This is a genomic window from Streptomyces sp. NPDC049687, assembly GCF_044465285.1.
GTDB lineage: Bacteria > Actinomycetota > Actinomycetes > Streptomycetales > Streptomycetaceae > Streptomyces.
This window is the reverse complement of the sequence record NZ_JBITLN010000002.1, coordinates 824,721-837,428: the sequence shown is the minus strand read 5'-3', so window position 1 is coordinate 837,428 and position 12,708 is coordinate 824,721. Positions and strand designations below refer to the sequence as shown.

Sequence of the window (12,708 nt, the reverse complement as noted above, 5' to 3'; positions counted from 1 at the left end):
AGGTCGAAGTCGTTGCAGGAAAGTCCTGGTGGGTCGATGTCACCGCGCCCGTCACCAGCCCGACGCGGTGTGGACGACGGCCGTGACCGACTGCTCGCCCCACGCCAGTTCCCGCAGCAGCGCCGCGGTTCCCTCCTCGGGATCGATCAGCCGGATGCCACGCCGGGCGTACTCGCGGGCCAGCTCCGCCCCGACCATCCCGGCATGCCCGCGCGCGGGCGCCCACGGACCCCAGTGCACGGTCACCGCGCGCCGGCCGGTGCGGGCGGCGAAGGCCGCGCCGAGGGACTCCAGGGCGTCGTTGGCCGCCGCGTAGTCCACCTGACCCCGGTTGCCCAGGACGGCCGAGATGCTGCCGAACAGCACGGTGAACGCGGGTGCCGACGGCAGTTCCTCCAGCGCCGTGAGCAGCGCGTCCGCGCCGGTCGCCTTGGTGCCGTAGACCCGCTGGAAGGACTCGGCGGTCTTCTCCGCGATCAGCCGGTCCTCGATGACCCCGGCCGCGTGCACCACGCCGTCGAGCCGGCCGTGCTCGGCGTGGATCTCCTTGACCGCCTGCACCACCGCCTCGGGCTCGCGGAAGTCGACCGTGCGGTAGCGCACCCGGGCGCCGAGCGCGGTGAGTTCGGCGAGTGTCGCCCTGATCTCCCTCTGCGCCAGCAGGAGTTCGGCGGCCCGGTTGATCTCGGCGGGCTTCATCCCGCCCCGCGCGGCGAGTACGGACCGCAGCTCGGCCGGGGTGTGCGCGGCGGCGGTGCCGGCGTCCTCGGGGCCGTCCGGTGCGGGCGTGCGGCCGAGCAGCTCCAGCCGGCAGCGGGCGGCACCGGCGAGCGCGGCGGCGAACTGCGCGGTGATGCCCCGCGCCCCGCCCGCCAGCACCACCACCGAGTCCCGTTCCAGACCGAGCGCGGCCGCCTCGGCGACCCCGTCCCCGGCCGGCCCGGCGCCCGTGCTGCCGAGCGCGCCCAGCGGCGCCTCCGCCAGCTCGAAGCCGTACCGTCCGGCCGCCGAGCGCACCACCACCGGCGTACGGTCGGCGGCGACGGCCTCCGCGACCACCGCGTCCGCGAGGGCGGACGGCGTGGCGTCGGCCAGGTCGACGACCCGCGCGACGGTCCCGGGGTACTCCCGGGCCACGGTCCGGAACAGGCCGCGCAGCCCCGCCGACCGTGCGTCCGGCACCTCGCCGTCGGAGGGCCGCACGGCCAGCAGCCAGCGCGGGCCGCGGGCGAGAGCCGCCTTCAGCACGGGGAACGCGTCGGGCAGCAGCGGCGCGTCGTCCTCGGCGCCCGCGAGAGCCCCGAGGTACAGCACACCGTCCACGGGCCCGTCGGTCTCCGACAGCACATGGTCCCGGCCGCGTACGACGACGCCGGCGCCGTGGGACACCAGCCGGTCGGCGGTCTCGGGGGCGTCCCCGAGGAGGGCCCACCGGGTACCGGTGAGCAGCGAGGACGGGTCGGTGGGAGTACCGGCCGGATCGTCCAGGAGGACCGGTCGCAGGACGTGCCGCTTGGGCGGTTCGCCGGTCACCTCGTCCGTGGAGCCGGTGGACGGCGCCGATCCCGGGGTCTTCGGGGCGGGCTCGGGCTCGCGCACCCGGCCGTCGCCGAGCCGGGCCGTGAGCCAGTCGGTCACGGCGGCGGCGGTGCGCGCCTTCGCCAGCTCCTCCAGCTCGGCGTCGTCCATCGAGGTCAGGTCCGCCCCGGCCCCGGCGCCCAGCCGCCTGGCCAGCTCACCGGCGATCTCGGCCCGCTTGATGGAGTCGATGCTGAGGTCCGCCTCCAGATCGAGATCGGGCTCGATCATGTCGACGGGATAGCCGGTGCGCTCGCTGATGATCTCCAGGACGACCTGCCGGACGTCGGTCTCGCCGGCGGGGGTCACCTCCGCCGGGGGCTCGGGCTCGGGGGCCGCGAGCTGGGGCACCGCCTGGACGGCCTGGGGCCGCCGCACCACCACGGGCGCGGCGGTCTGCGCCCCGGCGTCGGCGCCGAAGTAGGTGAGCAGCACGTCCCGTTGGGCGGCGATCATCTCCCGGCTGGTGCGCAGGAACTCGGAGATCAGCGCGTCCCGGTCGGACGGGACGCCGTGCGGGGGGTTCGTCGTCACAGTCGTCACGGTCCTTTCGACGGGGTCCACGACGCGTCGGGCCGGTGCCAGCGCACCGGGGAGGAGGGCGCCGGCGGCCGTGCGGACCAGCTGTCCGTCCACCGTCCAGCCGGGCTGTTTCGGTACGGGGGCGCGGGCGGCGTCGACCGCGTCCCGGCCGCGCAGCAGCCACCCGGTGCGCACCGGCAGCCCCGCCGCGGCGAGCTGCGCGAGCGCGTCGAGCCAGCCGCGCAGACCGCCGCCGGGCCGGGGTTCGCAGGCGACGGTGCGATGCGGACGGTCGCCGAGGATCTGTCCGACCAGCCGGGTCAGCACGGACCCGGGACCGGCCTCGACGAAGACCCGGGCCCCCGCCGCGTACATCGCCTCGATCTGCTCGACGAAGGCGACGGGCGCGCCGATCTGCGCGGCGAGTCCGGCCCGTACGGCGTCGGGGTCGGCGGAGTAGGGGGTGGCCGTACGGTTGGACCACACCGGGAACTCGGGTGCGTGCACCGGGCGGACGGCGAGTGCCTCGGCGAACCGGTCACCGGCCGCGGCGACCAGCGGGCTGTGGAAGGCGCAGGCGACGGGGATCCGCTTGGCCGTGAGACCCGCCCCGCGCAGCAACCGTACGGCCTCGGCGACGGCGTCGGTCGGGCCCGAGACGACCGTCTGCCCGGGCGAGTTGCGGTTGGCGAGGACCACGGACTCCGGTGCGCCCGCCGCCCGCAGGGCCCGGGTCACCTCCTCGGCGCCCGCCGAGACGGCGGCCATGGTCCCCGGCTCCGCGCCGGCCGAGTCGGCGGCCTCGAGGATCGCCGCCGCCCGTTCGGCGCTCAGCTCCAGCAGTGTCTCGGGGTCGAGGGCGCCGGCCGCGCAGAGGGCGACCAGCTCGCCGTAGCTGTGTCCGGCGGCCATGTCCGGGCGCACCCCGGCCGCGGTGAGCACGGCGTGTGCGGCGAGCCCGGCGATCCCGAGGGCGGGCTGGGCGACCCGGGTGTCGGTGAGCGCGGCCTGCTGCCGGTCGCGGACGGTGTCGTCGAAGGCGGCCGGTGGGTACAGCGTGTCGGCATGCACACGCCCGAGCTCCAGATAGGGGCGCAGCTCGGGGAAGGCCACGAAGAGATCGGCGAGCATCCCGGTGCGCTGACTGCCCTGACCGGGGAAGAGGAAGGCGACCTTGCCGGGGGCCGAAGCCGCGGGGTGCCGGTCGGCCGGAGCACCGCTCCCGCCGGCCTCGCCGAGCGCGTCGGCGCCGCCGGACCCACGGGCCTCGCCGCTCCCGCCGGTCTCCGCGTCGGCCCGCCCCGCCAGATGGAGCCCGTGCCGGGGATCGTGTTCCCCGCGCAGCGCCCGCCGCAGTTTCCCCACGAGATCGTCCACGCCGTCCGCCACGACCGCGACCCGCACCGGATCCCCGCTCGCGTCCGAGCGCCGGGCCGCGCTCAGTGCCAGGTCCCTCAGGCGCCAGGGCCGGCCCTCGGCCTCCGCGGCCTTCAGCAGCTCCTCCACCGCGCGGTGGGCCGCGCTCTCGTCCCGCCCGCGGAAGACGAACAGCTCGGCCGGCCAGGCGTCCAGGCCCCGCACCGGCGGCGCGCCGTCCGCGTACGCCGCGAGCACGGCGTGGAAGTTGGTTCCGCCGAAGCCGAACGCGCTCACTCCCGCGAGCCGCTCCTCGGCCGGAGCCGCCCAGGGACGGGCCTCGGCGTGGAAGGCGAACGGGCTGCGGTCCGCCTCCCAGGCGGAGTTGGGAGCCTTCATGTGCAGGGTGGGCGGCCTGACTCCCGTGTACAGCGCCAGCAGGGTTTTGATCATCCCGGCCAGCCCGGCGGCGCACTTGGTGTGCCCGATCTGCGACTTCACCGAACCCAGCACACAGTCACCGGACTTCGCCCCGGCCTCCGCGAACACCTCGCTGAGAATGCGCAGTTCGGTGCGGTCGCCGACCACGGTTCCGGTGCCGTGCGCCTCGACGAGACCGACCTCGGCAGGGGAGACGCCCGCGTTGCGGTAGGCCCGCTCCAGCGCCGACCGCTGGCCCTCGGGGCGGGGCGCGGTCAGGCCCAGGGAACGGCCGTCGCTGGAGGAGCCGAGGCCCTTGATGACGCCGTAGATCCGGTCGCCGTCGCGCTCGGCGTCCGCCAGCCGCTTGAGGACGACACAGGCGACGCCCTCGCCGAGTGCGATGCCGTCCGCCGAGTCGTCGAAGGCGCGGGAGCGGCCGGTGGGGGACAGGGCGTGCACGGAGGAGAAGAGGACGTAGTCGTTGATGCCGTTGTGCAGGTCGGCGCCGCCGCACAGCACGACGTCGGAGGTGCCGCCGACGAGTTCCTTGCAGGCGACGTCCACCGCGGCGAGCGAGGACGCGCAGGCCGCGTCGACGGTGTAGTTGGCGCCGCCGAGGTCGAGCCGGTTGGCGATCCGCCCGGAGATGACGTTGGCGAGCATGCCGGGGAAGGAGTCCTCGGTGAGCCGCGGCAGCTGGTCCTCCAGACCCGCCGGCACCTTGCCGTAGAAGGAGGGCAGCACGGCCCGCAGCGTGGCCGCGTTCGACAGGTCGCTGCCCGCCTCAGCGCCGAACACCACCGAGGTGCGGGAACGGTCGAACTCCCGTCCGCCGTCGCCGTATCCGGCGTCCTCCAGGGCCCGCCGGGCGGCCTCCAGGGACAGCAGCTGCACCGGCTCGATGCTGCCGAGGGACGTGGGCGGGATGCCGTAGCGCAGCGGGTCGAAGGGGATCGGCGGCAGGAAGCCGCCCCACTTCGAGGGGGTCGACTCGCCGTGGTGGACGGCCGGGTCCCAGCGCTCGGCCGGCACCTCGCCGACCGCGTCCACGCCCCCGACGACGTTCGCCCAGAAGGTGGGCAGGTCGGGCGCCTGCGGAAACATGCAGGCCATACCGACGACAGCGATGTCCAACGGGGCCGGCGCCTCGGGCTCCACGGACGGCTCGGCACCCAACTCGCAGGAACGCCGGGCGAGATACTCGGCCGCTCCCGTCGTCACCGACGCGTGCAGTGCCGAAAGGGTCGTGGTCGCCGAGCGCAGCACGGCCACCTCCCCGGCCATGAACATCCCCTCGGCGAACTGCCGTTGTTCGTCCACCGCGGTGAGGGAACCGTCGCCGCCCCGGGTCACACCCTTGCTGGCGATGCGCAGCCGGCCGACGTTGAGGCGCTCCAGCTCCTCCCAGATCCGCCGGTCGGGCACGCCCTCCGCACGCAGCCGGGCCGCCTCCTCGCGGTACCCGGCGGCGAACGGGCTGGGTACACAGCGTGTGGCATGGCCCGGCGCCGACTCCAGGAGCGCGGTGCGCTCGGCGTCCCTCACCTGCCGCTGGAACAGCGGCCGGATCGCGCCGTGCGCCACCGCCTCCTCGGTGAACAGATACGCCGTACCCATCAGCACGCCGACCGCCGCACCGCGCGCGGTCAGTGGCGCGGCCAGCGCGGCCACCATCGCCGCCGACCGCTCGTCGTGCACCCCACCCGCGAAGAACACCTCGAGGTCGGAGCCGTCCGCTTCAGCCAAGTAGTCTTCGAGTACGGCGAGTTGTGCCTCCCAGAGCGGGAAGCTGCCGCGCGGTCCCACATGCCCGCCGCACTCCGACCCCTCGAACACGAACCGGCGTGCCCCCGCCTCCAGGAACTGCCGCAGCAGCCCCGGCGACGGCACGTGCAAAAACGTGCGGATGCCGTCCCGCTCCAGCGCCTGCGCCTGCGACGGCCGCCCGCCCGCGATGATCGCGTGCGTCGGCCGCAGCTCCCGTACGGCCTCCAGCTGGGCGGCGCGCACGTCCTCCGGCGCGAAGCCGAGCACCCCCACGCCCCAGGGCCGGCCCGCCACCGCCTCCCGGGTCTCGGCGAGCATCGCCCGGGTCCGCGCGCCGTCCGCCAGCGCCAGTGCCAGGAACGGCAGCGCCCCCTCCGCCGCGACCGCGGCGGCGAAGGCGGCCTCGTCGCTCACCCGGGTCATCGGCCCCTGCGCGAGCGGCAGTTCGGTGCCGAGCGCCCGGCTCATCGGCGACTTCGCCCGCAGCGCGCGTACGGCCGTGTCGTCGCGTACGGCGTCCAGGACCGCGTCGCGCAGAGCCCGTACCGTCCGCCGCGCGTCCCCCCAGCGCTCGGCGAAGCGGGCGGCGAGGAAGCCGTCCTGGCCCACCGGGAGCAGCTGGGTGTGCGGGTCCTGCGCGCCCAGGAGCGCCGCCACCGCCTGCGGACCGGCGCCGTCGGGAACCTGCGGTGCGTCGGGGCCGCGTCGCAGCAGGACGCGGTGACCGGCCAGGACGACGGTCTCCGAGCCGTCCATCGCGCGCAGCGCGGCGGCCGCGTACTCGGGCAGCGCCGACTCGGCGAGCAGCGCGAGCTGGCTGTCCAGCACGACACCGGCCGCCCCGCCCGCCACCGCCGCGGCGGCCGTGCGCGGGCCGATGCCGCCGCACGCCCACACCGGCAGCCCGAGGCCGGGCGCCGCCAGCAGTTGCTGGAGCAGGACGAAGGTGTTCAGCTCGCCGATCCGGCCACCGCATTCGGCGCCGCGCGCGATCAACCCGTGCGCCCCCGCGCGGGCCGCGTCCCGCGCGCCCGCGAGACCGGTGACCTCCACCAATACGCGGTACCGGCTGGTGATTTCGGCGATAGGCCAGGGCGCGTCGGCGGCGAGGACCACCGTGTGCGGTCCTCCGGGCCCGAGGTCGGCGGGGGTGAGCCGACAGCCGGGGCCCACCCGGACGCCGAACCCGCCCGGTGACGCACGGTGCAGCCGGGCCAGCCCCTCGCGCGCTCTTCGGTCCCCGGGCCCCAGATCGAGCACGCCGAGGCCGCCGGCCCTGCCGACCGCCAGAGCGAGCCCGGCGTCGGGTTCACGGAAAGGGGTGATGCCGATGATCATGTCCTCGGAACGCGCAGCGGACGTCATGATTCTCCGAATCAAGGTGAAACCGCAGGGTGGGGGGTTCAGGACAGCAAAGGCGGTGCACCGCAATCCGGCGGGCTCAGATCACCGCGGAACGCGGATTAAAACGCTTGCTCGAAACGCGTTGAAAGGTAGTGCTCTTATTACTCACCGGTCAACGATCGAACGATCGGCTGGTAACCAGCCGCAATGATTCGGTCAGTCGTGGACGTGCGCCCATGGCGGGGGAAAACGGATGAATTCCTTTCGGGTCCGGAGTCGTTCACTCCGCACTCACCCCGAGGAAACATGAACGACCGAAAGAAATGGGTTCCTTTGGACCGCATGTCCGATTCGGCATGCGTATTTCTGGTCCCGGAGGGAGCGGGGGGAAAAATCTGTGTGTCGGCCGCCGAGTGTCCGGGAAAGGTCGGGAGCGGTCTTGACGTGCCAGGAGTCGGCCCCAAGACTGGTCGGCCCAGACGCTGCGGCCCCGTCGGCGTCCAGCGGCGCCCGCCCCGGGAGCGGCGGGACGGCGCGACGGGTTACGGCCGGGGCGGCGTCGTCCGGTTCACCCCCGGCTCGGCGCCCGACACCCGCACCGGTCCGCGTGCGGTAGGGTTTACCCGCGCGTTCCCGCAGCTCACCGCCGCGGCAGCGCGGCGGGACGTGGCGCAGCTTGGTAGCGCACTTGACTGGGGGTCAAGGGGTCGCAGGTTCAAATCCTGTCGTCCCGACGTGAGATGTCCCAGGGCATCGGAAACCCTCGAACCCACGGGTTCGGGGGTTTCGTCGTGTGAGCCGTGAGCCGTGAGCCGTGAGCCGTGAGCCGTGAGCCCTAAGCCCTGGGCCCTGAGGCGGACGGTCATCTCGACTGTCACCTCGTCACCCTCGGACGCCGCCTCAATAGCGCCCCACGACCTCCGCCAGGTAGCCGCGCAGCATCACCTTCGCCTCGGTGAGCAGGGCCGCGTCACCGTCCGGGTGCCGCCGGAACGCCTCCTGCGCGAGCGCGTCGGCCGCGAGCACCGCGGCGTGGCAGGAACGGGCCAGGTCCTCGTCGTCCCGTACGACGTCCAGCGCCAGCAGCACGCGGCGGATCCCGTCGGCCATCCGGCGCTTGTGCTCGCGGTCCGCCGTCCGGGTCTGCTCGGTCAGCCCGCTGCCGAACCACAGGGCGCGGAAACCGTGTTCCGTGCGGTAGATCCCGGCGTACGCGTCGATGAGCACCCCGACCGGGTCCTCCCACCGCTCCCGCGCCGCCGCCCGGACCAGGTCGTCCATGAGGGCTTCGAGGCGGGCGAAGTAGCCCGCCGCGAGGGCGTCGATGATCGCGCCCCGGTCGGGCAGGTACTGGTACAGCGAGCCCACCGACATCTGCGCCTCGGCCGCGACCCGGGTCGTCGTCAGCGCCTCGACGCCCTCGTCGACCAGGATCCGCTCGGCGGCCCGCAGGAGCAGCGCCAGCCGTGCCTTGCTGCGCGCCTGGCGGGGGGTACGGCGCAGGGGAGTGTCCAAGGACCAACCTTCGGATGTGAACGTGACTTTGTTTCAGGTTTACGCTACCTTCGCGCCCATGACCGCCTCAAGCTCGGCGCTGAGCCAGGAGCGGACCGCCGTGGCGGACGTCTGCAGGCGCCTGGGGGCCGAAGGCCTCCTCATCGGCACGGCAGGGAACGTGAGCGTCCGCGTCGAGGACCGGGTCGCGATCACCGCCACCGGAGCGGTCCTCGCCGACCTGACCCCGGAGCAGGTCACCGTGGTCGACCTGGAGGGGAAGATCGTCGCCGGGGCCTTCGAACCCACCTCGGAACTGGACCTGCACCTAGGCGTCTACCGCCGCCACGGTACCGGCGCGGTCGTCCACACCCACGCCCCGAACGCCACTGCCGTGTCCTGCGTGCTCGACGAACTCCCGTGCATCCACTACCAGTTGCTCGCACTGGGCGGCACGATCCGGGTCGCTCCGTACGCCACCTTCGGCACCCCGGAACTCGCGGAGTCGGTGCTCACCGCCCTCGACGGCCGCAGCGCCGCCCTGATGGCGAACCACGGCGCGGTCACCCATGCGACGACCCTCGACAAGGCCGTCGAGCACGCCCTGCTCCTCGAGTGGGCCTGCGGTGTCTACCAGCGCGCGGCGAGCATGGGCCGCCCCCGCGCCCTGGACGAACAGCAGCAACTGGCCGTGATCGAGGCCGCGATCGCCCGGAACTACGGAACCACGCGCCCCGTGCCACCCGCGCAGGAGGAGAACAGATGACGACGGAAGGGGGAGGGCCGATGCAGGTCTTCACGATGGGCGTGCACGTGCTGGACGTACTGGTGCGGCCGGTGGAGGCGATACCCGAAGGGCAGGGCGCGACCCTGGTCGAGGACATCCGGATGACCGCCGCGGGCACGGCCGGCGGCACCGCCCTCAGCCTGGCCAAGCTGGGCGCGCAGGTGCGCAGCGCGGGCGCCATCGGCTCCGACCCGACCGGCGACATGCTCGTGCGGCTGCTCGAAAGGGCGGGGATCGACACCGAGTTCCTCGTCCGCCGCACCGACACCGCCACCTCGGCGAGCGTCCTGCCCATCCGCCCCAACGGCGACCGGCCCTCGCTGCACCTGCTCGGCGCAAACATCACCTACGGCCCCGACGACGTTCCCTGGGACGCCCTCGCCCAGGCCACGCATCTGCACCTCGGCGGCCCCGAGCTGATCGGGGTCGAGACCGCCACACGCATCCTGTCGTACGCCAAGGACCACGGTGTCGTCACCTCCGTGGACCTGCTGGCCCCCGGCATCCTGGGCAGCTTCGAGCAGATCGAGGCGTTCCTGCCCTACGTCGACCACTTCCTGCCCAACGAGGACCAGGTCCTCGGCTTCACCGGCGAGGACGACCTGCTCACCGGTGCGCGCAGGCTGCTCGGCGCCGGCGTGGGCGTCGTCGCGGTCACGCGCGGCGGGGACGGGGCACTCGTGGTGACCGCGGACGGCGCGGAGCCGGTTCCCGCCTTCGTCATCGACGTCGTCGACACCACCGGCTGCGGCGACGCGTTCTCGGCGGGCTATCTGCGGGGTGTGGGCCTGGGCCGTACCCCGGGCGACGCCGCCGTGCTCGGCAGCGCCGCCGCGGCACTCGTCGCGCAGGGACTCGGCAGTGACCACGGCGACTTCGACCTCGCGGCCGCCGACGAGTTCGCCGCGACGAACAAGCCCCGCCAGTGAACCGACCTCACAGGACGAGTCGATGGTCGCGGTCATGAACGCGCCCAGGCCCCGGAGTGGCGGCGCGGCCCGACCCGGACCCGTCCCGACCTCGCCTCGATGTTCACCGGGGCCCCACGGGTGGTACGGCACCAGCAGGCGGGCGCCGGCCGCGACACCGGCGGCGGCCGCACTGCCCTCGCCTGCCACCTGAGCGTCCTCTCGTTCGTCGAGGAGCGCCCCGGGGGTTCAGGCGCTGCCACGGAGAAGGGGAGGCCGGGATGGGTGAGGCCACGGACACCGCGCTGCTGCTGGTGCGGGTCGTGCTGGGTGTGGTGATGGCCGTGCACGGCTGGAACCACTGGCGTGGGGGAGGAGGCATCGCGGGCACGGCCGGCTGGTTCGGCGGCCTGGGCCTGACCCGCCCACGCCTGCAGGCCTGGCTCAGCGTCCTCACCGAACTCGGTGCGGGCGCCTTGGTGTTGGCCGGGTTCCTCACCTCCCTCGCCGGTGCGGCGGTGCTGTCCGTGATGCTGGTGGCCGGTCTGCTCGCCCATCGCAAGAACGGCTTCTTCGTCTTCCGGGAGGGCTACGAGTACGTCCTCGTCCTGGGCGTCCTCGCGGTGGCGCTCGGAATGTGGGGGCCGGGGGAGTACTCGGTGGACGAGGCCGCGGACATCGCGGTGACCGGCTGGGCGGGCGGCGGAGTGGTGCTCGGGGTGGGTGTGGTGGCGACGGCCGGACTGCTGGCCGTGTTCTGGCGTCCGCAGCGGCAGGACTGACGGCCATGCGCGTCGGCTTCATCGGACTGGGCGGCCAGGGAGCGCCCATGGCCGCCGGATCGTCGGAGCGGGCTTACGGCTGCTCGCCGAGGTCGCCGGAGGGGCGGGGCGGGGACCGGCGAGGGACGCCGCCTGGGCCGCGCTGCGCGCGATGGGTCTGTGAACCCGTCGAACCGGCAGAGGGGTTGGCGGCCGGCGAGCACATCGCCGGGGTCGGCCGCCGACCCGGCGCTCCGGGCGAAGGCCGCCGACGCCTTCCCGCGTGCCCGCGCGTTGGCCGCCCCGCGCGATCCGGCGCGGGGTGAAGGCCGCGCTCGGCACCGACGCGCTCCCGCCCTCCGCACGCCAGGGGGGCCGAGGAACTGCTCCCCCTGGCGGACCGGGGCATGACTCATCGACGCCGACGTGCGGCCGGGGTCCGGGGCTGCCGCCCCCGGGCCCCGGCTCCGGCCCTGAACGGGCCGTGCCCTCAGACGCCGGACGGGCTGAACCGCCCCGACCGGCACCACGAGCGCAGGAACTCGGTCATCGCCCCCACCTGCCGCACCTCCTGAGCCGACGCGTCCTGGTATATCCGCAGGTCCACCGCGACCCCCGAGTGCGCGGCCCGGGTCGCGAACGACAGGGCGTCGTCCAGCAGGACCTCCGTGCCGGCCGCGTGCAGCTGGACCGGGGGCAGGCCGTGCAGGTTGCCGTGCAGCGGGCTGAGGAGAGGATGGGTGCGGGAGGTGTTCCCGGCGTACGCGGCCGCCCGCACCGGCAGTGACTCCGCGTCCACCGCGCGGTCGGCGGCCGCGTTGAGCAGCAGGCTCGGCGCGTCCAGTGTGAAGTCCAGCAGCGGGGAGGTGAGCACCGCGCAGGTGGGCTGCGTCGCCCCCTCGTCGCGCAGCCGCAGCAGCAGCCCGGCTGCCAGCGCCCCGCCGAGCCGCCTGCCCGCCACCGCCACCGCGCCGCCCTGGGCCCGGCAGTGCTCCCAGGCCGCGTACACGTCGTCCAGCGCCTGCGGGAACCTCGGCCGGTAGCGGGCGCAGAGCACGGCGTATCCGGTGGTGCGCGCCAGTTCGCGCGCGGTGGGCAGGGCGTCCTGCGGGGTGCCCGCGAGCCGCGGGTCCCCGTGCAGATATAACAGGGTCTGCTCCACCGCCGCCCCGTCCGGACGGACCTGCACCCCGAACGCACCTTCCTCGACGCGGAGTTCACTTGTCACGGGACATCACCCTCTCGGCCGCTTCCCAGTGCTCGTCTGCCACCCACTGCCGGGCGAAGGCCGCGGCGGCCTCCTCCGGTGTCCTCGCGCGGGTGGCGAGCTTCTTCATCTCACGGGCCTGCGCGGTCGCGGGACCGCGCGCCGACCCCCGCCAGGCTCCGCCGAATCCGGCGCGCGGCAGGACGACGTCGACCGGACCGAGCCGCTCGGCCCCGGCCGCGTCCCGCACCCGCCCGGTGCAGGCCGGCGGCAGCGCCTAGGAAGGCGGCGACACGGTCCGCGCGCATCCCGAGCGCCCTCTCCGCCGCCACCGGTTCCGGGGCGTTCGGCTCCGCCTGGCAGGTGAGCACATGCCCCTCGGCGACGTCGTCGGCGTCGAGGGCGTCGTTCACCCGCATCTGTGCCTCCCCCGCGGCGGGCCTCGCCATGCAGGCCCCGCCGCACCCCCTGGCGGAGAAGCGCCCGGCACCCGCGCCGGCAAGCGGTACGTCGACGCCGCCGACAGTCTCGAACCGCGGTGCCCCGCCTCCGGGGCGGGCC

7 protein-coding genes and 1 tRNA gene are annotated in these 12,708 nt (G+C 74.5%); 4 read left to right on the top strand and 4 right to left on the bottom strand.

Translation table 11 applies throughout. From position 1 onward, the window contains the following. Nucleotides 1-51: 51 nt before the first annotated feature. Nucleotides 52-7,011 (bottom strand): SDR family oxidoreductase, encoded by a 6,960-nt coding sequence (locus ACIBVL_RS08840; protein ID WP_399094117.1) that lies wholly within the window; start codon nucleotides 7,009-7,011, stop codon nucleotides 52-54. A gap of 639 nt (nucleotides 7,012-7,650) precedes the next feature. Between ACIBVL_RS08840 and ACIBVL_RS08835 the strand changes: the two genes are divergently transcribed. After that, nucleotides 7,651-7,724 (top strand) — tRNA-Pro (locus ACIBVL_RS08835). 166 nt (nucleotides 7,725-7,890) lie between these two features. Here ACIBVL_RS08835 and ACIBVL_RS08830 read toward each other — a convergent pair. Further along, the gene (locus ACIBVL_RS08830; RefSeq protein ID WP_399094114.1) at nucleotides 7,891-8,505 is read right to left on the bottom strand and encodes a TetR family transcriptional regulator; all 615 of its coding nucleotides are present in this window, start codon (nucleotides 8,503-8,505) and stop codon (nucleotides 7,891-7,893) included. Nucleotides 8,506-8,563: 58 nt separating this feature from the next. Between ACIBVL_RS08830 and ACIBVL_RS08825 the strand changes: the two genes are divergently transcribed. The 3 genes from ACIBVL_RS08825 to ACIBVL_RS08815 all read left to right on the top strand — a co-directional run bounded on the left by ACIBVL_RS08825 (nucleotide 8,564) and on the right by ACIBVL_RS08815 (nucleotide 10,961). Continuing rightward, nucleotides 8,564-9,250: a class II aldolase/adducin family protein gene (locus ACIBVL_RS08825; RefSeq protein ID WP_399094111.1), complete on the top strand. Its 687-nt coding sequence runs from the start codon at nucleotides 8,564-8,566 to the stop codon at nucleotides 9,248-9,250. Nucleotides 9,251-9,270: 20 nt separating this feature from the next. Next, nucleotides 9,271-10,200, top strand: coding sequence for a carbohydrate kinase family protein (locus ACIBVL_RS08820; protein ID WP_399094857.1), 930 nt, complete (start codon nucleotides 9,271-9,273; stop codon nucleotides 10,198-10,200). 260 nt (nucleotides 10,201-10,460) lie between these two features. Next, on the top strand, nucleotides 10,461-10,961 hold the full coding sequence (locus ACIBVL_RS08815) for a DoxX family protein (protein WP_399094108.1): 501 nt from the start codon (nucleotides 10,461-10,463) through the stop codon (nucleotides 10,959-10,961). 469 nt (nucleotides 10,962-11,430) lie between these two features. On the opposite strand, the gene ACIBVL_RS08810 is transcribed toward ACIBVL_RS08815, so the two are convergent. Together ACIBVL_RS08810 and ACIBVL_RS08805 are read right to left on the bottom strand one after the other, a co-directional pair. Then, complete coding sequence (locus ACIBVL_RS08810) at nucleotides 11,431-12,168, bottom strand: alpha/beta hydrolase fold domain-containing protein (RefSeq protein ID WP_399094105.1); 738 nt, start codon at nucleotides 12,166-12,168, stop codon at nucleotides 11,431-11,433. Then, nucleotides 12,158-12,397 carry a hypothetical protein gene (locus ACIBVL_RS08805; protein WP_399094102.1) on the bottom strand — a complete coding sequence of 80 codons (240 nt, stop codon included), beginning with the start codon at nucleotides 12,395-12,397 and terminating at the stop codon, nucleotides 12,158-12,160. The genes ACIBVL_RS08810 and ACIBVL_RS08805 overlap by 11 nt, the downstream gene beginning before the upstream one ends. Between the last annotated feature and the right edge of the window lie 311 nt (nucleotides 12,398-12,708).